This window comes from Streptomyces sp. NPDC031111 (assembly GCF_055570675.1).
On the sequence record NZ_JBVIGS010000002.1, the window covers coordinates 166,960 to 187,406 of the forward strand.

Consider the following 20,447-nt stretch of genomic DNA (forward strand, 5'->3'; position numbering starts at 1 on the left):
GGGGCCACAAGTCATGGGACTCGAAGAAAAGCTGCCGAGCGGCTTCCTGCTGACCACGGTCGAGCAGGCCGCGGGCTGGGTGCGCAAGTCGTCCGTCTTCCCCGCCACGTTCGGCCTCGCCTGCTGTGCCATCGAGATGATGACCACCGGCGCCGGCCGCTACGACCTGGCGCGCTTCGGCATGGAGGTCTTCCGCGGCTCACCGCGGCAGGCGGACCTCATGATCGTCGCCGGGCGGGTCAGCCAGAAGATGGCGCCCGTGCTGCGGCAGGTCTACGACCAGATGCCGAACCCCAAGTGGGTGATCTCCATGGGGGTCTGCGCCTCCTCGGGCGGCATGTTCAACAACTACGCGATCGTCCAGGGCGTCGACCACGTCGTCCCCGTCGACATCTATCTCCCCGGCTGCCCGCCCCGCCCCGAGATGCTGATGGACGCGATCCTCAAGCTCCACCAGAAGATCCAGACCTCCAAGCTCGGCGTGAACGCCGAGGAGGCGGCCCGCGAGGCGGAGGAGGCGGCGCTCAAGGCCCTGCCCACTATCGAGATGAAGGGGCTGCTGCGATGAGCGACGCGAACGGCACCGCGGGTGACGGCGTGAACCCCGAGAAGGACCTCTCCGCCGAGAACCTCCCCGGCCAGCGCGGACAGGGCGGCGAGGAGATCCGCGTCCAGCGCGGGATGTTCGGCGCCAACAACGGCGGCGACACCTCCGGCTACGGCGGGCTGGTCCGCTCGGTCCGGCTCCCGGGACCGGCGGCCCGCCCCTACGGGGGCTGGTTCGACGAGGTCGCCGACGAACTCGAGGGCGCCCTGGAGGAGCAGGACCTGCTCCCCGAGAACGCCATCGAGAAGACGGTCGTCGACCGCGGCGAACTCACCTTCCACATCGAACGCGAGCACCTGGTCCGGGTCGCCCGCACCCTGCGCGACGACCCCGCGCTGCGCTTCGAGCTGTGCACCGGCGTCAGCGGCGTGCACTACCCGAACGACAAGGGCCGCGAGCTGCACGCCGTCTACCACCTGCGCTCGATCACCCACAACCGGCTGATCCGCCTGGAAGTCAGCGCCCCCGACAGCGACCCGCACATCCCGTCGCTGTTCTCGGTCTATCCGACGAACGACTGGCACGAGCGCGAGACGTACGACTTCTTCGGCATCGTCTTCGACGGTCACCCCGCCCTGACGCGGATCATGATGCCGGACGACTGGCAGGGCTTCCCGCAGCGCAAGGACTACCCCCTCGGCGGCATCCCCGTCGAGTACAAGGGCGCCCAGATCCCGGCTCCGGACCAGCGGAGGTCGTACTCATGAGCACTTCGCACGCCTCCCCTCGTGAAACCACCGAGGGCACCGTCTACACCGTCACCGGTGGCGACTGGGACGAGGTCGTCGAGACCGCGGCCCGAGCCGACGACGAGCGCATCGTCGTCAACATGGGTCCGCAGCACCCGTCCACCCACGGTGTGCTCCGCCTGATCCTGGAGATCGACGGCGAGACCGTCACCGAGGCCCGCTGCGGCATCGGCTACCTCCACACCGGCATCGAGAAGAACCTCGAGTACCGGACGTGGACCCAGGGCACCACGTTCGTGACGCGCATGGACTACCTGACGCCGTTCTTCAACGAGACGGCGTACTGCCTCGCGGTCGAGAAGCTCCTCGGCATCGAGGACCAGGTGCCCGACCGGGCCACGATCATCCGCGTGCTCCTGATGGAGCTGAACCGGCTCTCCTCCCACCTGGTGTGCATCGCCACCGGCGGCATGGAGCTCGGCGCCACCACGATCATGATCTACGGATTCCGTGATCGTGAACTCATTCTCGACATCTACGAGCTCATCACCGGCCTGCGGATGAACCACGCGTACATCCGCCCCGGCGGACTCGCCCAGGACCTGCCGCCCGGCGCGGTGGACCAGATCCGCGAGTTCGTGAAGAAGATGAAGAAGAACCTCCCGGAGTACGACAAGCTCGCCACCGGGAACCCCATCTTCAAGGGCCGTATGCAGGACGTCGGCTACCTCGACCTGGCCGGCTGCATGGCCCTCGGCGCCACCGGTCCGATCCTGCGCTCCACCGGCCTGCCCCACGACCTGCGCAAGGCCCAGCCCTACTGCGGCTACGAGACCTACGACTTCGAGGTCCCGACCGCCGACACCTGCGACTCCTACGGCCGCTTCCTGATCCGGCTGGAGGAGATGCGCCAGTCGCTGCGCATCGTCGAGCAGTGCCTGGACCGGCTCCAGCCCGGACCGGTCATGGTCGCCGACAAGAAGATCGCCTGGCCCGCCCAGCTCGCCCTGGGACCGGACGGCCTCGGCAACTCCCTCGACCACATCAAGAAGATCATGGGCACCTCCATGGAGGCCCTGATCCACCACTTCAAGCTGGTCACCGAGGGCTTCCGCGTCCCGCCGGGACAGGCGTACGCGGCGGTCGAGTCGCCCAAGGGCGAGCTCGGGGTGCACGTCGTCTCCGACGGCGGCACCCGCCCCTACCGGGTCCACTTCCGCGACCCGTCCTTCACCAACCTTCAGGCCATGGCGGCGATGTGCGAGGGCGGCCAGGTCGCCGACGTCATCGTCGCCGTCGCGTCCATCGACCCCGTGATGGGAGGCGTCGACCGGTGACCACCTCTTCTTCGGAGCGGGGCGTCAGCCTGGGCATGCCCGAACTGCCCGCGCCGGACTACCCGGACGACGTCCGGTCCCGGCTGGAGACGGACGCGCGCGAGGTCATCGCCCGCTACCCGGACTCCCGGTCCGCCCTCCTGCCGCTGCTGCACCTCGTGCAGTCGGAGGAGGGCCACGTCACGCGCACCGGCATGCGGTTCTGCGCGGAGATGCTGGGCCTCACCACGGCCGAGGTGACCGCGGTCGCCACCTTCTACACCATGTACCGGCGCCGGCCGAGCGGTGACTACCAGGTCGGGGTGTGCACCAACACCCTGTGCGCCGTCATGGGCGGCGACGCGATCTTCGAGGAGCTCCAGGAGCACCTGGGCGTCGGCAACGGCGAGACCACCGACGACGGCAAGGTCACCCTGGAGCACATCGAGTGCAACGCGGCCTGCGACTTCGCGCCCGTGGTGATGGTCAACTGGGAGTTCTTCGACAACCAGACCCCCGAGAGCGCCAAGCGCATGGTCGACGACCTGCGCGCCGGCCGCCCGGTCGCGCCCACCCGCGGGGCGCCCCTGTGCACCTTCAAGGAGACCGCCCGCATCCTGGCCGGCTTCCCCGACGAACGCGAGGGAGCCGTCGAGGCCACCGGAAGCGCGGGACCCGCCTCGCTGATCGGTCTGAAGCTGGCCAAGGGAGAGGCCGCGCCCGCGCGTGTGGTGCACCCGCGCGGTGAGGCACCCCGCGACACCCCGCCGCACGAGCCGTCGCCCGCCGAGCACCTCAGCTCGCACGACGCGCCGCAGGACACGTCGGCCTCCGACCCGTCGCACCCGTCGGGTCCCGTAGCCGAGGAGGGGGAGTGATGACCTTGGCACCCGAACTCAAGGACATGAGCCCGGAGAAGCTGCTCGCACCCGTGCTGTCGGCCTTCTGGGACGAGGACCGGTCCTGGACGCTGGACGTCTACCGGAGGCACGACGGATACGAGGGCCTGCGCAAGGCGCTCGCCATGTCCCCGGACGACGTCATCGCGTACGTCAAGGAGTCCGGTCTCCGCGGCCGCGGCGGCGCCGGCTTCCCGACGGGAATGAAGTGGCAGTTCATCCCGCAGGGGGACGGCAAGCCGCACTATCTCGTTGTCAACGCCGACGAGTCGGAGCCCGGAACGTGCAAGGACATTCCGCTCCTCTTCGCGAACCCGCACAGCCTCATCGAGGGCATCGTCATCGCGTGCTACGCCATCAGGTCGTCCCACGCCTTCATCTATCTGCGGGGAGAAGTCGTCCCCGTACTGCGGCGGCTGCACGAGGCCGTGCGCGAGGCCTACGAGGCCGGCTTCCTCGGCGAGAACGTCCTGGGCAGCGGACTCGACCTCCAGCTCACCGTGCACGCGGGCGCGGGCGCGTACATCTGCGGTGAGGAGACCGCACTGCTCGACTCGCTCGAAGGCCGCCGGGGTCAACCGCGGCTCCGTCCCCCCTTCCCCGCCGTCGCGGGCCTCTACGCGTGCCCGACTGTGGTGAACAACGTCGAATCGATCGCGTCGGTTCCCGCCATCATCAACCGGGGCAAGGAATGGTTCCGCTCGATGGGCAGCGAGAAGTCCCCCGGCTTCACGCTCTACTCCCTCAGCGGCCATGTCGCCTCCCCCGGCCAGTACGAGGCGCCCCTCGGCATCACGCTGCGCCAGCTGCTGGAGATGAGCGGCGGGATGCGCCCGGGCCACCGGCTGAAGTTCTGGACGCCGGGCGGTTCCTCCACGCCGATGTTCACCGACGAGCACCTCGACGTCCCGCTCGACTACGAGGGAGTGGGCGCCGCGGGTTCCATGCTCGGCACGAAGGCACTTCAGTGCTTCGACGAGACGACCTGCGTCGTCCGCGCCGTCACCCGCTGGACCGAGTTCTACGCCCACGAGTCCTGCGGCAAGTGCACGCCCTGCCGCGAGGGGACGTACTGGCTGGTGCAGCTGCTGCGCGACATCGAGGCCGGCAAGGGACAGATGGCCGACCTCGACAAGCTGAACGACATCGCCGACAACATCAACGGCAAGTCCTTCTGCGCCCTCGGCGACGGCGCCGCCTCGCCGATCTTCTCCTCGCTCAAGTACTTCCGCGAGGAGTACGAGCAGCACATCACGGGCCGTGGCTGCCCCTTCGACCCGGCCAAGTCGACGGCCTGGGCCGACCGTACGGAGGTGCACGCATGACTGTGACCACCAACGCTCCCTCCGGTGGGGGAGAGGCGGCGGTCCCGCCCGAGGACCTGGTGACGCTGACCATCGACGGCGCCGAGATCAGCGTGCCCAAGGGCACCCTGGTCATCCGGGCCGCCGAACAGCTCGGCATCGAGATCCCCCGCTTCTGCGACCACCCGCTCCTCGACCCGGCCGGCGCCTGCCGACAGTGCATCGTCGAGGTCGAGGGCCAGCGCAAGCCCATGGCGTCCTGCACCATCACCTGCACCGACGGGATGGTGGTCAAGACCCAGCTCTCCTCGCCGGTCGCGGAGAAGGCCCAGAAGGGTGTGATGGAGCTCCTGCTCATCAACCACCCGCTGGACTGCCCGGTCTGCGACAAGGGCGGCGAGTGCCCGCTCCAGAACCAGGCGATGTCGCACGGCAACGCCGAGTCCCGCTTCGAGGGCAAGAAGCGCACCTACGAGAAGCCCGTCCCCATCTCCACCCAGGTGCTGCTCGACCGCGAGCGGTGCGTGCTGTGCGCCCGCTGCACCCGGTTCTCCAACCAGGTCGCGGGCGACCCGATGATCGAGCTGATCGAGCGGGGCGCGCTCCAGCAGGTCGGCACCGGCGAGGGCGACCCCTTCGAGTCGTACTTCTCCGGCAACACCATCCAGATCTGCCCGGTCGGCGCGCTCACCTCGGCCGCCTACCGGTTCCGCTCCCGACCCTTCGACCTGATTTCTTCGCCGTCGGTGTGCGAGCACTGCTCCGGCGGCTGCGCCACCCGCACCGACCACCGGCGCGGCAAGGTCATGCGGCGGCTCGCCGAGAACGACCCCGAGGTCAACGAGGAGTGGATCTGCGACAAGGGCCGCTTCGCGTTCCGGTACGCGCAGCTGCGGGACCGTCTCGACACCCCGCTGGTGCGCAACGCGGAGGGCGAGCTGGAGCCGGCGTCCTGGCCCGACGCGCTCCAGATCGCGGCGCAGGGCCTGCTGGCCTCGCGCGGCCGCACCGGCGTGCTGACCGGCGGTCGGCTCACCGTCGAGGACGCCTACGCCTACAGCAAGTTCGCGCGCGTGGCGCTCGCCACCAACGACATCGACTTCCGGGCGCGCGTGCACAGCGCCGAGGAGGCCGACTTCCTCGCCGCGCGGGTCGCGGGCCGCGGCCGTGACCTCGACCGTACGGGCGTCACGTACACCGCGCTGGAGAAGGCGCCCGCCGTCCTGCTGGCCGGGTTCGAGTCCGAGGAGGAGGCGCCCGGCGTCTTCCTGCGGCTGCGCAAGGCCTGGCGGAAGCACGGACAGCGGACCTTCGCCCTGGCCACGCACGCCACACGCGGACTCGAGAAGGCCGGCGGCACCCTGCTCCCGGCGGCTCCCGGCACCGAGACCGAATGGCTGGACGCGCTCTCGAGCGGCGTCGGCCTGGAGGGCGACGGGGCCGCGGCCGCCGAGGCGCTGCGGGCCGAGGGCGCGGTGATCGCCGTCGGCGAGCGGCTGGCGGCCGTACGGGGCGGGCTGACCGCGGCCGTCCGGTTCGCCGCCGCGACCGGCGCCCGGCTGGTGTGGATCCCGCGCCGGGCCGGGGAGCGCGGCGCCGTGGAGGCGGGCGCGCTGCCGTCGCTGCTGCCGGGCGGCCGCCCGGCGACCGACCCGCGCGCGCGTGATGAGGTCGCCGCCCTCTGGGGCGTGGCCGAGCTGCCGCACCGCTACGGCCGCGACACCGGACAGATCGTCGAGGCGGCGGTCCGCGGTGAGCTCCAGGCGCTGCTGGTCGCGGGCGTGGAGGTCGCCGACCTGCCCGACCCGGCACGCGCGCGTGCCGCGCTCGCCGAGGCCGGGTTCGTGGTCTCGCTGGAGCTGCGGCCCAGTGAGGTCACCGAACTCGCCGACGTGGTGCTGCCCGTCGCCGCGGTCGCCGAGAAGGCCGGGACCTTCCTCAACTGGGAAGGCAGGGTCCGCATGTTCGAGGCGGCGCTCAAGCCCGACCAGATGACCCGCCGGCTCGCGCCGACCGACGCGCGGGTGCTCCAGATGCTGGCCGACGCCATGGACGTCCACCTGGGGCTGCCGGATCTGCGCACGGTCCGCGCGGAGCTCGACCGGCTCGGCGCCTGGGACGGACCCCGGGCCACCGACCCGCTGGAGACCGCGGGCGTCCTGCCCCGGCCCGCCGCCGGGGAGGCCGTCCTCGCGGGGCACCGGCTGCTCCTCGACGAGGGCGTCCTGCAACTGGGCGACGAGGCGCTCGCCGGAACCCGGCACGCCGCCCACGCGCGCGTGTCGGCCGCCACCGCCGCCGAGGCCGGCGTCAAGGACGGCGACCTGCTGGCGGTGACCGGCACGGCCGGGACGGTCGAACTGCCCCTGGCGGTCACCGAGATGCCCGACCGCGTGGTGTGGCTCCCGCTGAACTCCGTCGGCGGCGGCGTCGCCTCCGGCACCGGGGCGCTGCCCGGCTCCCTCGTCCGTATCGGCCCGGCGACCCTCGCCGACGAGGCCCCCAAGGAGGTGGAGGCATGAGCCCGTACATCGCCGCTGAAGACCTCTCGATGTTCGGCCGCGACCCCTGGTGGCTGATCGCCATCAAGGCGGTGTTCTGCTTCGCCTTCCTGATGGTGACCGTGCTGGTCTCCATCGTCATGGAGCGCAAGGTCGTCGCCTGGATGCAGCTGCGCATCGGCCCCAACCGGCACGGCCCCTGGGGCATGCTCCAGTCGCTCGCCGACGGCGTGAAGCTGATGCTCAAGGAAGACGTCGTCGTCAAGCGCGCGGACAAGGCCGTGTACGTCCTCGCGCCGATCGTCGCGGCCGTCCCGGCCTTCATGGCGATCGCGGTGATCCCCTTCGGGCCGGCCGGCAACGAGGTCTCGATCTTCGGCCACCGCACCACGATGCAGCTGACCGACCTGCCGATCGCGGTGCTCTACATCCTCGCGGTCGCCTCGGTCGGCATCTACGGCATCGTCCTGGCGGGCTGGAGCTCCGGCTCGACCTATCCGCTGCTGGGCGGTCTGCGCTCGTGCGCGCAGATGATCTCGTACGAGATCGCCATGGGCGCCGCGTTCGCCTCCGTGTTCCTCTACTCGGGGTCGATGTCGACGTCGACCATCGTCGAGCAGCAGAACGACCGCTGGTACATCCTGCTGCTGCCGGTCTCCTTCCTCATCTACATCGTGACGATGGTGGGCGAGACCAACCGCGCCCCGTTCGACATGCCGGAGTCCGAGGGCGACCTGGTCGGCGGCTTCAACACCGAGTACTCGTCGATCAAGTTCGCGATGTTCATGCTCGCCGAGTACATCAACATGGTGACCGTCTCGGCCGTCGCCGTGACGCTCTTCCTGGGCGGCTGGCGGGCGCCCTGGCCGGTGAGCACCTTCTGGGAGGGCGCGAACCACGGCTGGTGGCCGCTGCTCTGGTTCACGCTCAAGGTCCAGCTGCTGCTCTTCATGTTCGTGTGGCTGCGCGGCACGCTCCCGCGCGTCCGCTACGACCAGCTGATGAAGCTCGGCTGGAAGGTCCTCATCCCGGTGTCCCTGGTGTGGCTGATGCTCGTCGCCACCGTGCGGGCGCTGCGGAACGAGAACTACGACTTCGCCGACATCGCCCTCTACATCGGCGGTGCCGTCCTCGCCCTCCTGCTGCTGTCCTTCGTCGCCGACCTGTTCCGCGGCAAGGGCAAGGAGGCCGGGCAGCCCGCCGAGGGCCCGCCCGCCTTCGACCCGACGGCCGGCGGATTCCCCGTACCGCCGCTGCCGGGACAGGAGTTGCCGCCGGTGCCGCGACGCCGTCCGCGCCGGGAGCGGGAGCTCATTGTCAGTGGCGGCCCCGATACTCAGAGTGACGGATCTCTGGGCGGATCAACGGATGGAAAGGAGGCGTCCGATGGCTGAGGAGCCCAAGGAGACCAAGCCCGGTTTCCTGAACCCCGTGGCCGGCTTCGGCGTGACCTTCAAGGCCATGTTCAAGAAGCGGCTCACCGAGCAGTACCCGGAGCAGCAGAAGACCACCGCTCCGCGCTTCCACGGACGGCACCAGCTCAACCGCCATCCGGACGGTCTGGAGAAGTGCGTCGGCTGCGAGCTGTGCGCCTGGGCCTGTCCCGCCGACGCGATCTACGTGGAGGGCGCGGACAACACCGACGAGGAGCGCTACTCGCCCGGCGAGCGGTACGGCCGCGTCTACCAGATCAACTACGCCCGCTGCATCCTGTGCGGCCTGTGCATCGAGGCATGCCCCACGCGCGCGCTGACGATGACCAACGACTTCGAGCTGGCGGACTCCAGCCGCGCCAACCTCATCTACACCAAGGAGCAGCTGCTCGCCGGTCTGGAGGAGGGCATGGTCGACTCCCCGCACGCCATGTACCCGGGCACCGACGAACAGGACTACTACCGGGGCCTGGTGACCGAGGCCGCGCCCGGTACGGAGCAGCAGGTCGCCCACTCCAAGGGCGAGGTGGTGCAGGAGGCCGCCTCGACCTTCGGCCCGGAGGAACCGGCGTCGGAGGAGGTGATCAAGCGATGACCGAGCAGCTCGCCGCCTACTCCACCTCCACCGGAGAGGCCGTTCAGTTCTGGATCCTGGGCACGGTCGCCGTGATCGGCGCCCTGTGCACCGTGTTCATGAGGCGGGCCGTGCACAGCGCGCTCTGCCTCGCCGGGACCATGATCGTGCTGGCGGTGTTCTACCTGGCCAACGGCGCCTACTTCCTGGGCGTCGTCCAGATCGTCGTCTACACCGGCGCGATCATGATGCTGTTCCTGTTCGTGGTGATGCTGGTCGGCGTCACCGCGGCGGACTCCCTGAAGGAGACCATCAAGGGCCAGCGCTGGCTGGCCCTGCTGTGCGGTCTGGGCTTCGGCATCCTGCTGATCGGCGGGATCGGTAACGCCTCGCTCAGTGAGTTCAGCGGCATCGGCGAGGCGAACGCGGGCGGCAACGTGGAGGGTCTGGCGACCCTCCTGTTCACCAAGTACGTCTTCGCCTTCGAGATCACCGGCGCCCTGCTCATCACGGCCGCCGTCGGCGCCATGGTGCTCACCCACCGCGAGCGCACCGAGCGCGCCCGGACCCAGCGGGAGCTGGCCGAGCAGCGCGTCCGCGAGGGCAAGTACCTGCCGCCGCTCCCGGCCCCCGGCGTGTACGCCCGGCACAACGCCGTGGACATCGCGGGCCTGCTGCCCGACGGCACCCCGTCGGACCTCACCGTCAGCAAGACGCTGCGGGACCGCGGCCAGATCCGTGACGTCTCGCAGGAGGCGATCAACGACCTGCGGGCGATGGAGCAGCGCGCGGAGGAGCGCCTGGAACGCACCGCGATCGACGCGCCGACGTTCAAGCGGCCCGAGGAGGCGTCGAAGTGAACCCGGTGAACTACCTGTACCTGGCCGCGCTGCTGTTCACGATCGGCGCCACCGGCGTGCTGATCCGGCGCAACGCGATCGTGGTCTTCATGTGCGTCGAGCTCATGCTCAACGCCTGCAACCTCGCGTTCGTCGCCTTCTCCCGGATGCACGGCAACCTCGACGGCCAGGTCATCGCCTTCTTCACGATGGTCGTCGCCGCCGCGGAGGTCGTGGTCGGGCTGGCGATCATCGTGTCCCTGTTCCGTTCCCGCCACTCGGCCTCGGTCGACGACGCCAGCCTGATGAAGCTGTGAGGGGCTGCTGAATCGTGGAGAACCTGATTGCGCTGCTGGTGGCGGCGCCCCTGCTCGGAGCGGTGGTCCTGCTGTGCGGCGGACGCCGGCTGGACGCCGTCGGCCACTGGATCGGCACGCTGCTCGCGGCCGTCTCCTTCGCGCTCGGCCTGGTGCTGTTCACCGACCTGCTGGGCAAGGGCGCCGACGAACGCACCGTCACGCAGCACCTGTTCAGCTGGATCCCGGTGGAGGGCTTCCAGGCCGACGTCGCCTTCCGGCTGGACCAGCTGTCGATGACGTTCGTCCTGCTGATCACCGGCGTCGGCTCGCTGATCCACCTGTACTCCGTCGGGTACATGGAGCACGACGAGCGGCGCCGCCGCTTCTTCGGCTATCTGAACCTGTTCCTCGCGGCGATGCTGATCCTCGTCCTCGCCGACAACTACCTGCTGCTGTACGTCGGCTGGGAGGGCGTCGGTCTCGCCTCCTACCTGCTGATCGGCTTCTGGCAGCACAAGCCCAGTGCCGCGACGGCCGCGAAGAAGGCCTTCCTGGTCAACCGCGTCGGCGACATGGGCCTGTCCATCGCGATCATGCTGATGTTCCTGTGGTTCGGCACCTTCGCCTTCGGGCCGGTGCTCGGCACCCTGGAGGAGCCCGGCCTCGCCGGGCAGGCCGGTGAGGGCAAGCTCACCGCGATCGCGCTGATGCTGCTGCTCGCCGCCTGCGGCAAGTCCGCCCAGGTGCCGCTCCAGTCCTGGCTCGGGGACGCGATGGAGGGCCCGACCCCGGTCTCGGCCCTGATCCACGCGGCCACCATGGTGACGGCGGGCGTGTATCTGATCGTCCGCTCCGCGGCCGTCTTCAACGGCGCCCCGGACGCCCAGCTGGTCGTCACCATCGTCGGCGCGGTCACGCTTCTCTTCGGTGCGATCGTCGGTTGCGCGAAGGACGACATCAAGAAGGCGCTGGCCGGCTCGACCATGTCGCAGATCGGCTACATGGTGCTGGCCGCGGGCCTCGGCCCCATCGGCTACGTCTTCGCGATCATGCACCTGGTGACGCACGGCTTCTTCAAGGCCGGGCTGTTCCTCGGCGCCGGTTCCGTCATGCACGGCATGAACGACGAGGTCGACATGCGGCGCTACGGCGGCCTTCGTAAGTACATGCCGGTCACGTTCGTCACCTTCGGCCTCGGCTACCTCGCCATCATCGGCTTCCCGGGCCTGTCCGGCTTCTTCTCCAAGGACAAGATCATCGAGTCGGCGTTCGCCAAGGGCGGCACCGAGGGCTGGATCCTCGGCGCCTGCGCCCTGCTCGGCGCCGCCATCACCGCGTACTACATGACGCGCGTGATGCTGATGACGTTCTTCGGCGAGGAGCGCTGGCGCAACGCCCCGACGCCGTCCCCGACCCAGCCCGACGTGGAGCCCGCCGCCGAGACCCGCGGCGAGTACACGCCGCCGCACCCGCACGAGTCCCCGAAGGTCATGACGATCCCGATGATCGTGCTGGCCGTCGGGTCGGTCGCGGGCGGTGCCTTCTTCAGCATCGGCGACCGCTTCATGCACTGGCTGGAGCCCATCACCGGCCACGACCACGGTCATGCGCCGATCAGCGCGATGACGGTGACCGCCTCCACGGTCGCCGTGATGGTCATCGGTGTGGCGGTCGCCTGGGCCCAGTACGGGCGCCGTCCGGTGCCGGCCGTCGCCCCGCGCGGGTCGCTGCTCACCCGGGCCGCCCGGCGCGACCTGCTCCAGGACGACTTCAACCACGTGGTCCTGGTCCGGGGCGGTGAGCACCTGACGCGCTCCCTGGTCTACGTCGACCACACCCTGGTCGACGGGGTCGTCAACGGCACGGCGGCCTCGATGGGCGGCCTGTCCGGGCGGATGCGCAGGCTGCAGAACGGCTTCGCGCGGTCCTACGCGGTCTCGATGTTCGGCGGCGCGGCGGTCCTGGTCGCCGCGACCCTGCTGATGAGGGCGGTCTGATACCGATGTCCTTTCCTCTGCTGACAGCGACGGCGGCGCTCCCGGCCATCGGGGCGATCGCCACGGCCGCCGTACCGGCCGCGAAGCGCACGGCGGCCAAGTGGCTGGCGCTGCTGTTCTCGCTCGCCACGCTCGTGCTGGCGATCGTCGTCCTGGTGCGGTTCGACCCGGACGGCGACCGCTACCAGCTCACCGAGTCCCACGCCTGGATCGCCGACTTCGGCGTCCGGTACGAGCTGGGTGTCGACGGCATCGCGGTGGCGCTGATCGCGCTGACCGCCCTGCTGATCCCGTTCATCGTCCTCGCGGGCTGGCACGACGCCGACCCGATGGAGACGGGGAGCAGGAGGTGGCGGCCGACGCAGGGCTTCTTCGCCCTGATCCTGGCCGTCGAGGCGATGGTGATCCTCTCCTTCGAGGCCACCGACGTCTTCCTCTTCTACATCTTCTTCGAAGCCATGCTCATCCCGATGTACTTCCTCATCGGCGGCTTCGGGGACCGGGCCCACGAGCACGGCGAGAAGACGGCCGCGACGCAGCGGTCGTACGCGGCCGTGAAGTTCCTCCTCTACAACCTGGCCGGCGGTCTGATCATGCTGGCCGCGGTGATCGGGCTGTACGTGGTCGCCGGGAACTTCTCGCTCACCGAGATCGCCGAGGCACGGGCCAACGGCTCGCTGGACATGGCGACCAGCACCGAGCGCTGGCTGTTCCTCGGCTTCTTCTTCGCATTCGCGGTGAAGGCGCCGCTGTGGCCGCTGCACACCTGGCTGCCCAACGCCATGCAGGAGTCCACCGCGCCGGTGGCCGTGCTGATCACGGCCGTCGTCGACAAGGTGGGCACCTTCGCGATGCTGCGCTTCTGCCTCCAGCTCTTCCCGGAGGCCAGCAAGTGGGCGACGCCCGTCATCCTCGTCCTGGCGGTCATCAGCATCATCTACGGCGCGCTGCTCGCGGTCGGACAGCGCGACATCAAGCGGCTGATCGCGTACGCGTCGATCTCGCACTTCGGCTTCATCATCATGGGCATCTTCGCGATGACCAGCCAGGGCCAGTCCGGGGCGACGCTGTACATGGTCAACCACGGCATCTCGACCGCCGTGCTGATGCTGATCGCCGGATTCCTGATCTCGCGGCGCGGCTCGCGGCTCATCGCCGACTACGGCGGTGTGCAGAAGGTCGCCCCGGTGCTCGCCGGCACGTTCCTGATCGGCGGTCTGGCGACGCTCTCGCTGCCGGGGCTCGCGCCCTTCGTCAGTGAGTTCCTGGTCCTGGTCGGCACGTTCACGCGCTATCCGGTGATCGGGATCGTCGCCACCCTCGGCATCGTCCTCGCCGCGCTCTACACCCTCGTCCTCTACCAGCGGACGATGACCGGCCCGGTGAAGCCCGAGGTGGCCGCGATGCCCGACCTGCGGGTGCGGGAGATCGCGGTGGTCGCGCCGCTGGTCGTGCTGCTGGTCTTCCTGGGCGTCTACCCGAAGCCCGTCACGGACGTCGTGAACCCGGCGGTGAAGCACACCATGTCCGATGTGGAGAAGAAGGACCCCCGGCCCGAGGTGGAGGCGGCCAAGTGAGCGCAACAGCCGTCCACAGCCTGTGGACAACTGCGGCCGACCCGATCTCGAAGATCGACGCGCCGAAGATCGAGTACGGACAGCTCGCCCCCACCCTGATCGTCGTCGGCGCGGCGGTCGTCGGGATCCTGGTCGAGGCGTTCGTACCGCGCAAATCCCGTTACTACGCACAGATGTTCGTGGCAGTGGTCGCGTTCGTCGCCGCGTTCGCCGCCGTCGTGGCGCTCGCCGCCGACGGCTACGGCACCACCAAGGCGGGCATCGCGGCGATGGGCGCCATCGCCGTCGACGGACCGGCCCTGTTCCTCCAGGGCACGATCCTGCTGACGGCCCTGGTCGGCCTGTTCACCTTCGCCGAGCGCCGGCTCGACCCGGAGGCGCACGGCAACCGGGTGGACTCCTTCGCCGCGCAGGCGGCGTCGGTGCCGGGCAGTGACAGCGAGCAGAAGGCGGTCAAGGCCGGCTTCACCACCACCGAGGTGTTCCCGCTGCTGCTGTTCGCGGTCGCCGGCATGCTGGTCTTCCCGGCGGCCAACGACCTGCTGACGCTGTTCGTGGCGCTGGAGGTCCTCTCGCTCCCGCTCTACCTGCTGTGCGCGCTGGCCCGCCGCAAGCGGCTGATGTCGCAGGAGGCGGCCGTCAAGTACTTCCTGCTCGGCGCGTTCGCCTCCGCGTTCACGCTGTTCGGCATCGCGCTGCTGTACGGCTACTCGGGCTCGATGTCGTACGCCGCGATCGCGCAGGTCGTCGACGGCACCGTTCCGGAGGTCACCCCGGCGCTCGCCGACACCATGGGCAACGACGCGCTGCTGCTGGTCGGCGCCGCGCTGCTGGTCATGGGCCTGCTGTTCAAGGTCGGCGCCGTCCCCTTCCACATGTGGACGCCCGATGTGTACCAGGGCGCCCCCACGCCGGTGACGGGCTTCATGGCGGCGGCGACCAAGGTGGCGGCGTTCGGCGCGCTGCTGCGGATCCTGTACGTGGTGCTGCCGGGCCTGCGCTGGGACTGGCGGCCGGTCATGTGGGCCGTCGCCATCGTCACCATGCTGGCCGGTGCGATCGTGGCGATCACCCAGACCGACATCAAGCGGCTGCTGGCGTACTCGTCCATCGCGCACGCGGGATTCATCCTCGCGGGTGTGATCGCGACCACGCCGTCCGGCATCTCGTCCGTCCTCTTCTATCTGGCGGCGTACTCGTTCGTGACGATCGGCGCGTTCGCGGTGGTCACGCTGGTGCGGGACGCCGGCGGTGAGGCGACGCACCTGTCCAAGTGGGCGGGGCTCGGCCGCCGGTCCCCGCTGGTGGCGGCGGTGTTCGCGGTGTTCCTGCTGGCCTTCGCGGGCATTCCGCTGACCTCCGGTTTCGCCGGGAAGTTCGCCGTGTTCAAGGCGGCGGCGGAGGGCGGGGCGGCCCCGCTGGTCGTGGTCGGTGTGATCTCGTCGGCCATCGCCGCGTTCTTCTACATCCGCGTCATCGTCCTGATGTTCTTCAGCGAGCCGCGCCCCGAGGGCCCGACCGTCGCGGTGCCGTCACCGCTGACGATGACGGCGATCGGGGTCGGCGTGGCGGTCACGGTGGTGCTCGGCGTGGCACCGCAGTACTTCCTGGAGCTGGCGGGGGACGCGGGAGTGTTCGTGCGCTGATACGGCCCTCACCGGCACGTCGACGGCGGCCCGGCACCCTTCGGGGGGTGCCGGGCCGTTGTCGTCGGGGGCGGGTCTGTGGATAACTCCGGGGCTGTCGGTGCGGGCCCCTATCGTGGAGGCAGTGGTCGAGGGACGACTCACGGGGGCACGGTGATGGGTGGTAGCGGCGGGATGGCAGTGACGGAGAGCGAGGCGCTGACCGCGCTGCACCGGGTGTTCGGGTACGACGCCTTCCGCGGCGAGCAGGAAGCGGTCATCGAGCATGTGGTCACGGGCGGCGACGCCGTCGTGCTCATGCCGACCGGTGGCGGCAAGTCGCTGTGCTACCAGATTCCGGCCCTGGTCAGGCCGGGCACGGGGGTGGTCGTCTCCCCGCTCATCGCGCTGATGCAGGACCAGGTGGACGCGCTGCGGGCGCTGGGTGTGCGGGCCGGGTTCATGAACTCCACGCAGGACTTCGACGAGCGGCGGGTCGTCGAGGCGGAGTTCCTCGCCGGCGAGCTGGACCTGCTGTATCTCGCGCCGGAGCGGCTGCGGCTGGAGTCCACCCTCGACCTGCTGTCGCGCGGCAAGATCTCCGTCTTCGCGATCGACGAGGCGCACTGCGTGTCCCAGTGGGGCCACGACTTCCGGCCGGACTACCTCATGCTGTCGCTGCTCGGCGAGCGCTGGCCGGACGTGCCCCGCATCGCGCTCACGGCGACGGCCACGCACGCCACGCACCGGGAGATCACCGAGCGGCTGGGCATGCCGGACGCCCGGCACTTCGTGGCGAGCTTCGACCGCCCCAACATCCAGTACCGGATCGTGCCCAAGGCTGACCCCAAGAAGCAGCTGCTGAGCTTTCTGCGCGGGGAGCACGCCGGGGACGCGGGCATCGTCTACTGCCTCTCGCGCAACTCGGTCGAGAAGACCGCCGAGTTCCTCTCGCGCAACGGCATCGAGGCGGTGCCGTACCACGCGGGCCTCGACGCGGGGACGCGCGCGGCGCACCAGGCGCGGTTCCTGCGGGAGGACGGACTGGTCGTGGTGGCGACCATCGCCTTCGGCATGGGCATCGACAAGCCGGACGTCCGGTTCGTCGCCCACCTCGACCTGCCCAAGTCGGTCGAGGGCTACTACCAGGAGACGGGCCGCGCGGGGCGCGACGGGCTGCCGTCCACGGCCTGGATGGCGTACGGGCTGAACGACGTCATACAGCAGCGCAAGCTGATCCAGTCCGGTGAGGGCGACGAGGCGTTCCGCCGGCGGGCCAACCAGCACCTGGACGCGATGCTCGGCCTGTGCGAGACCGCCCAGTGCCGGCGCGGCCAGCTCCTCGCCTACTTCGGTCAGGACCCCGACCCGGCGGGCTGCGGCAACTGCGACACCTGTCTCACCCCGCCGGAGACGTGGGACGGGACCATCGCGGCGCAGAAGGTGCTGTCCACGGTGGTGCGGCTCCAGCGTGAGCGCGGCCAGAAGTTCGGCGCGGTGCAGATCGTCGACATCCTGCTGGGGCGGCGCACGGCCAAGGTGATCCAGTTCGACCATGACCAGCTGTCGGTGTTCGGCATCGGTGAGGAGCTGAGCGAGGCGGAATGGCGGGGTGTCGTACGCCAGTTGCTGGCCCAGGGGCTGCTCGCGGTCGAGGGGGAGTACGGCACGCTGGTGCTGACCGAGGCCAGCGGGGCGGTGCTGCGGCGGGAGCGGGAGGTGCCGCTGCGCAAGGAGCCGAAGAAGCCGGCGGCGGCCGCGTCCCGGGGTGCGGGGTCCCGGGGGGAGCGCAAGGCCAAGGCCGCCGCGGCCGAGCTGCCCGAGGAGCTTCAGCCCGCGTTCGAGGCGTTGCGGGCGTGGCGTGCGGAGCAGGCTCGGGAGCAGGGGGTTCCGGCGTATGTGATCTTCCACGACGCGACGCTGCGGGAGATCGCCACGGTGTGGCCCACGTCGGTGACCGAGCTCGGGGGGATCAGCGGGGTGGGGGAGAAGAAGCTGGCGACGTACGGGGAGGGCGTGGTGGAGGTCCTGGCGGGCCTGACGCCACCGGAGTAGCCCGCACCCCGCAGCTGCGGGCAGTCGTGCCGCTGGGGCGGCACGGGTGGGCGGTGGGGGTACCTCCCGCTCGAGCGAAGCCGAGAGTGGGGGAGGCACCCCGCGAACGCCGGGCTGCGAACCTCCCCCCGGCCCACCCCGCCGCAGCGTGACGGCTACGGCAGCGCCGTCAGCCCCGGTGCGAAGGTGATCAGCAGCGGGACAAGGGGCACCAATGCCGCCGCCGCCGTCGTCAGCGCGCGATGCCGGCGGTCGAGGCGAGGCGGCGGCTCCAGGAGCCGGTCGACGCGCTCACCGAGCAGCCGGTGGCTGGACGCGCAGGACAGCACCCCCCGGTGCTGGTTGAGTTCGATCAGCGCCAGCGCCGTGGTCAGGTGGCCGCACCGGCGGGACGCCGTGTCGTCGGCGGACAGCTCGACCAGGCGGTGCGTCTGGTCGCAGAAGTGCGCGAACAGCGGGATCCGCGGGAAGCCGGTGGCCAGCGCGGTGGACAGGTGCAGCAGCCAGTCGTGGCGGGCGCGGGCGTGGCCGCGCTCGTGGGTGAGGACGGCGTTCAGCTGGTGGTCGGTGAGACGCTGAAGGGCGCCGGTGGTGACGATCAGCTGGGGCGGGCTGCCCGGCATCCACCAGGCGTCGGGGTACTCCTCCTCCAGCACCAGCAGGGGACCGCGGGCCGTGGGGAGGCCCGCGGGCAGATCGGGGGCGCGTTCCCGCAGATGCTCCCGGGCCCGGACGCGCCGGCGGCGGGCCTCGACCAGCTCGCGCCCCAGCATGGCCGTCGTCCAGGCGGCCCCGCAGGCCAGCAGCACGGTGAGGGCGGTCGTCCAGGGCGAGGCGGCGGACAGGTCGTACGCCGCGGTCACCGCGGGCGGGGCCGGGGCGAAGAGCTGGGCGCGGACGGTGCCGAAGACGGCGGCGGCGCCCAGGGCGAGAGCCGTGACGCAGCACAGCAGGACGGTGGCGACCAGGCACTGCCACACCCACAGGGCGACGACCGGTTCCCGTTCGGGCCACTTCGCCCGGGTCAGCGCCCGGGGGACGGGCACGGCGGCCGTCACGGCGACGACGCTCAGCAGGAGCAGGCAGACGGTCATGCCACGGGCTCCGGAATCTTCTCGGACGAGGGCGGCTTCAGGTCGTGCGGGAGGTGCTGGAGGTGCTGGAGTTACAGAAGTTGCGGGGAGCGAGGTGCGAACGCGCACACCGCCCCGCGCCAAGTATGACGGCGAGGGGCGGTGTGAGTCAGGGGTCGTGACGGATCGGCGAGGGCCGGACGGGTCAGACGGCGGGCACCACCCGTCCCGTGACCTCGCCGAGGCCCACGCGCACACCGTCCGGGCCCGGCGCCCAGGCCGACAGCGTCACCACGTCGCCGTCCTCCAGGAACGTCCGCTTGCCGTCGGGGAGTTCGAGGGGGTCACGGCCGTTCCAGGTCAGCTCCAGCAGCGAGCCGCGTTCGCGCTCGGTGGGGCCGCTCACGGTGCCGGAGCCGTACAGGTCGCCGGTGCGCAGGGAGGCGCCGTTGACGGTCATGTGGGCGAGCTGCTGGGCGGCCGTCCAGTACATGGTGGAGAAGGGGGGCTCGGAGACCGTGTGACCGTTGACGGCGACGGTGATCCGCAGGTCGTAGCCGCCGGGTTCCTCGTCCGCGTCGTCCAGGTACGGCAGCAGTTCGTGGGTGCGCTCCGGCGGGGCCACGCGGGCCTCGTCCAGGGCGTCCAGCGGGGTGATCCAGGCCGACACGGAGGTGGCGAAGGACTTGCCGAGGAACGGGCCGAGGGGGACGTACTCCCAGGCCTGGACGTCGCGGGCGGACCAGTCGTTGAGGAGGCAGAGCCCGAAGACGTGGTCGCGGTAGTCGCCGAGCGGCACCGGGCGGCCCAGCTCGGACGGGGCGCCGACGACGAATCCGACCTCGGCCTCGATGTCCAGCCGGACGGACGGCCCGAAGACCGGGGCGGCGTCGGTGGGCGCCTTGCGCTGGCCGGAGGGGCGTACGACGTCGGTCCCGGAGACCACGACCGTGCCGGAGCGGCCGTGGTAGCCGATCGGCAGGTGCTTCCAGTTGGGGGTCAGGGAGTCGGGTGCGTCGGGGCGGAACATCTGTCCGACGTTCCGGGCGTGGTTCTCGGACGCGTAGAAGTCGACGTAGTCCGCGACCTCGAAGGGGAGGTGCAGGGTCACCTCGGACAGCGGGTGGAACAGCGGCTCGACGGTCTCCCGGTGCGCCGGGACCGTCACCCACGCCGTGAGCGCCCGCCGCACGTCCGACCAGGCCGTACGGCCCGCAGCCAGCAGCGGGTTGAGGGTCGGCCGGGCGAGCAGGGAGGCGTAGGGGGAGCCGAGGGCGTGCGCCGCCGCGCCGGCGTCGAGGACGTGGTCGCCGAGCCGGACGCCCACGGTCCGCTCCGACGAACCGGGGGGCGAGAACACGCCGTACGGCAGGTTGTGCGGGCCGAAGGGATCGCCCTCGGGGACATCGAAGGGGGGCATCGGGTGCTGCCTCGCTTTCGTGTGCGCAGGTGCGCCACGTGTCCGTGGCCGTGCCACACGTTACGGGTGACACGGCGGTCTTGTGCAGAGCCGATGTGGTGGCGCACCCCGCTTCCCCTTGCGTACCGGAAGTTATCCACAGGATGGGAGGCAATCTTGACGGAGCGGTGCGAACGGGGCGACTCTGGGCGGGTGCCGGAAGGCCTCGGGGAGGGGGCGTTCCGACGGCACACTGGGGG

At 70.5% G+C, this 20,447-nt stretch carries 16 protein-coding genes; 14 read left to right on the forward strand and 2 right to left on the reverse strand.

The genetic code is table 11. The features are described 5' to 3' along the window. Positions 1 to 13: 13 nt before the first annotated feature. From ACZ470_RS04460 to recQ, 14 genes are all read left to right on the forward strand, one after another. Complete coding sequence (locus ACZ470_RS04460; RefSeq protein WP_016640165.1) at positions 14 to 568, forward strand: NuoB/complex I 20 kDa subunit family protein; 555 nt, start codon at positions 14 to 16, stop codon at positions 566 to 568. Further along, a complete protein-coding gene (locus ACZ470_RS04465) occupies positions 565 to 1,314 on the forward strand; it encodes an NADH-quinone oxidoreductase subunit C (RefSeq protein ID WP_468424339.1) in 750 nt (249 codons plus the stop codon). Before ACZ470_RS04460 ends, ACZ470_RS04465 begins: the two co-directional genes overlap by 4 nt. Continuing rightward, the gene (locus tag ACZ470_RS04470; RefSeq protein ID WP_468424340.1) at positions 1,311 to 2,633 is read left to right on the forward strand and encodes an NADH-quinone oxidoreductase subunit D; all 1,323 of its coding nucleotides are present in this window, start codon (positions 1,311 to 1,313) and stop codon (positions 2,631 to 2,633) included. Before ACZ470_RS04465 ends, ACZ470_RS04470 begins: the two co-directional genes overlap by 4 nt. Next, on the forward strand, positions 2,630 to 3,490 hold the full coding sequence (gene nuoE, locus ACZ470_RS04475) for an NADH-quinone oxidoreductase subunit NuoE (protein ID WP_468424342.1): 861 nt from the start codon (positions 2,630 to 2,632) through the stop codon (positions 3,488 to 3,490). The genes ACZ470_RS04470 and nuoE overlap by 4 nt, the downstream gene beginning before the upstream one ends. Continuing rightward, entirely contained in the window at positions 3,490 to 4,836 is a 1,347-nt protein-coding gene (gene nuoF / locus ACZ470_RS04480) for an NADH-quinone oxidoreductase subunit NuoF (RefSeq protein WP_468424343.1), read from the forward strand. The genes nuoE and nuoF overlap by 1 nt, the downstream gene beginning before the upstream one ends. Continuing rightward, complete coding sequence (locus ACZ470_RS04485) at positions 4,833 to 7,337, forward strand: NADH-quinone oxidoreductase subunit G (protein ID WP_468424345.1); 2,505 nt, start codon at positions 4,833 to 4,835, stop codon at positions 7,335 to 7,337. The genes nuoF and ACZ470_RS04485 overlap by 4 nt, the downstream gene beginning before the upstream one ends. Next, positions 7,334 to 8,710 carry an NADH-quinone oxidoreductase subunit NuoH gene (gene nuoH, locus ACZ470_RS04490; protein ID WP_468424347.1) on the forward strand — a complete coding sequence of 459 codons (1,377 nt, stop codon included), beginning with the start codon at positions 7,334 to 7,336 and terminating at the stop codon, positions 8,708 to 8,710. Before ACZ470_RS04485 ends, nuoH begins: the two co-directional genes overlap by 4 nt. Continuing rightward, on the forward strand, positions 8,703 to 9,344 hold the full coding sequence (nuoI, locus tag ACZ470_RS04495; RefSeq protein ID WP_468424349.1) for an NADH-quinone oxidoreductase subunit NuoI: 642 nt from the start codon (positions 8,703 to 8,705) through the stop codon (positions 9,342 to 9,344). The genes nuoH and nuoI overlap by 8 nt, the downstream gene beginning before the upstream one ends. Continuing rightward, entirely contained in the window at positions 9,341 to 10,183 is an 843-nt protein-coding gene (locus tag ACZ470_RS04500; protein ID WP_468424351.1) for an NADH-quinone oxidoreductase subunit J, read from the forward strand. Before nuoI ends, ACZ470_RS04500 begins: the two co-directional genes overlap by 4 nt. After that, complete coding sequence (nuoK, locus tag ACZ470_RS04505) at positions 10,180 to 10,479, forward strand: NADH-quinone oxidoreductase subunit NuoK (protein ID WP_037929353.1); 300 nt, start codon at positions 10,180 to 10,182, stop codon at positions 10,477 to 10,479. The genes ACZ470_RS04500 and nuoK overlap by 4 nt, the downstream gene beginning before the upstream one ends. Positions 10,480 to 10,493: 14 nt before the next feature. Beyond that, positions 10,494 to 12,458 carry an NADH-quinone oxidoreductase subunit L gene (gene nuoL, locus ACZ470_RS04510; RefSeq protein ID WP_468424353.1) on the forward strand — a complete coding sequence of 655 codons (1,965 nt, stop codon included), beginning with the start codon at positions 10,494 to 10,496 and terminating at the stop codon, positions 12,456 to 12,458. A 5-nt stretch (positions 12,459 to 12,463) separates the two neighbouring features. After that, positions 12,464 to 14,035: an NADH-quinone oxidoreductase subunit M gene (locus ACZ470_RS04515; protein WP_468424355.1), complete on the forward strand. Its 1,572-nt coding sequence runs from the start codon at positions 12,464 to 12,466 to the stop codon at positions 14,033 to 14,035. Continuing rightward, the gene (gene nuoN / locus ACZ470_RS04520) at positions 14,032 to 15,681 is read left to right on the forward strand and encodes an NADH-quinone oxidoreductase subunit NuoN (RefSeq protein ID WP_468424357.1); all 1,650 of its coding nucleotides are present in this window, start codon (positions 14,032 to 14,034) and stop codon (positions 15,679 to 15,681) included. Before ACZ470_RS04515 ends, nuoN begins: the two co-directional genes overlap by 4 nt. A gap of 174 nt (positions 15,682 to 15,855) precedes the next feature. Next, entirely contained in the window at positions 15,856 to 17,715 is a 1,860-nt protein-coding gene (gene recQ / locus ACZ470_RS04525) for a DNA helicase RecQ (RefSeq protein ID WP_468424359.1), read from the forward strand. Between the two features lie 155 nt (positions 17,716 to 17,870). On the opposite strand, the gene ACZ470_RS04530 is transcribed toward recQ, so the two are convergent. After that, positions 17,871 to 18,809 carry a M56 family metallopeptidase gene (locus ACZ470_RS04530; protein WP_468424361.1) on the reverse strand — a complete coding sequence of 313 codons (939 nt, stop codon included), beginning with the start codon at positions 18,807 to 18,809 and terminating at the stop codon, positions 17,871 to 17,873. A 184-nt stretch (positions 18,810 to 18,993) separates the two neighbouring features. Further along, a complete protein-coding gene (gene fahA, locus ACZ470_RS04535) occupies positions 18,994 to 20,208 on the reverse strand; it encodes a fumarylacetoacetase (RefSeq protein WP_468424363.1) in 1,215 nt (404 codons plus the stop codon). Positions 20,209 to 20,447 lie beyond the last annotated feature (239 nt).

Coding starts and splice junctions, on each gene's coding strand:
- ACZ470_RS04460 (WP_016640165.1), top strand. CDS start 14: ATGGGACTCGAAGAAAAGCTGCCGAGCGGCTTCCTGCTGACCACGGTC.
- ACZ470_RS04465 (WP_468424339.1), top strand. CDS start 565: ATGAGCGACGCGAACGGCACCGCGGGTGACGGCGTGAACCCCGAGAAG.
- ACZ470_RS04470 (WP_468424340.1), top strand. CDS start 1,311: ATGAGCACTTCGCACGCCTCCCCTCGTGAAACCACCGAGGGCACCGTC.
- nuoF (WP_468424343.1), top strand. CDS start 3,490: ATGACCTTGGCACCCGAACTCAAGGACATGAGCCCGGAGAAGCTGCTC.
- ACZ470_RS04485 (WP_468424345.1), top strand. CDS start 4,833: ATGACTGTGACCACCAACGCTCCCTCCGGTGGGGGAGAGGCGGCGGTC.
- nuoH (WP_468424347.1), top strand. CDS start 7,334: ATGAGCCCGTACATCGCCGCTGAAGACCTCTCGATGTTCGGCCGCGAC.
- nuoI (WP_468424349.1), top strand. CDS start 8,703: ATGGCTGAGGAGCCCAAGGAGACCAAGCCCGGTTTCCTGAACCCCGTG.
- ACZ470_RS04500 (WP_468424351.1), top strand. CDS start 9,341: ATGACCGAGCAGCTCGCCGCCTACTCCACCTCCACCGGAGAGGCCGTT.
- ACZ470_RS04515 (WP_468424355.1), top strand. CDS start 12,464: ATGTCCTTTCCTCTGCTGACAGCGACGGCGGCGCTCCCGGCCATCGGG.
- recQ (WP_468424359.1), top strand. CDS start 15,856: ATGGCAGTGACGGAGAGCGAGGCGCTGACCGCGCTGCACCGGGTGTTC.
- ACZ470_RS04530 (WP_468424361.1), bottom strand. CDS start 18,809: ATGACCGTCTGCCTGCTCCTGCTGAGCGTCGTCGCCGTGACGGCCGCC.
- fahA (WP_468424363.1), bottom strand. CDS start 20,208: ATGCCCCCCTTCGATGTCCCCGAGGGCGATCCCTTCGGCCCGCACAAC.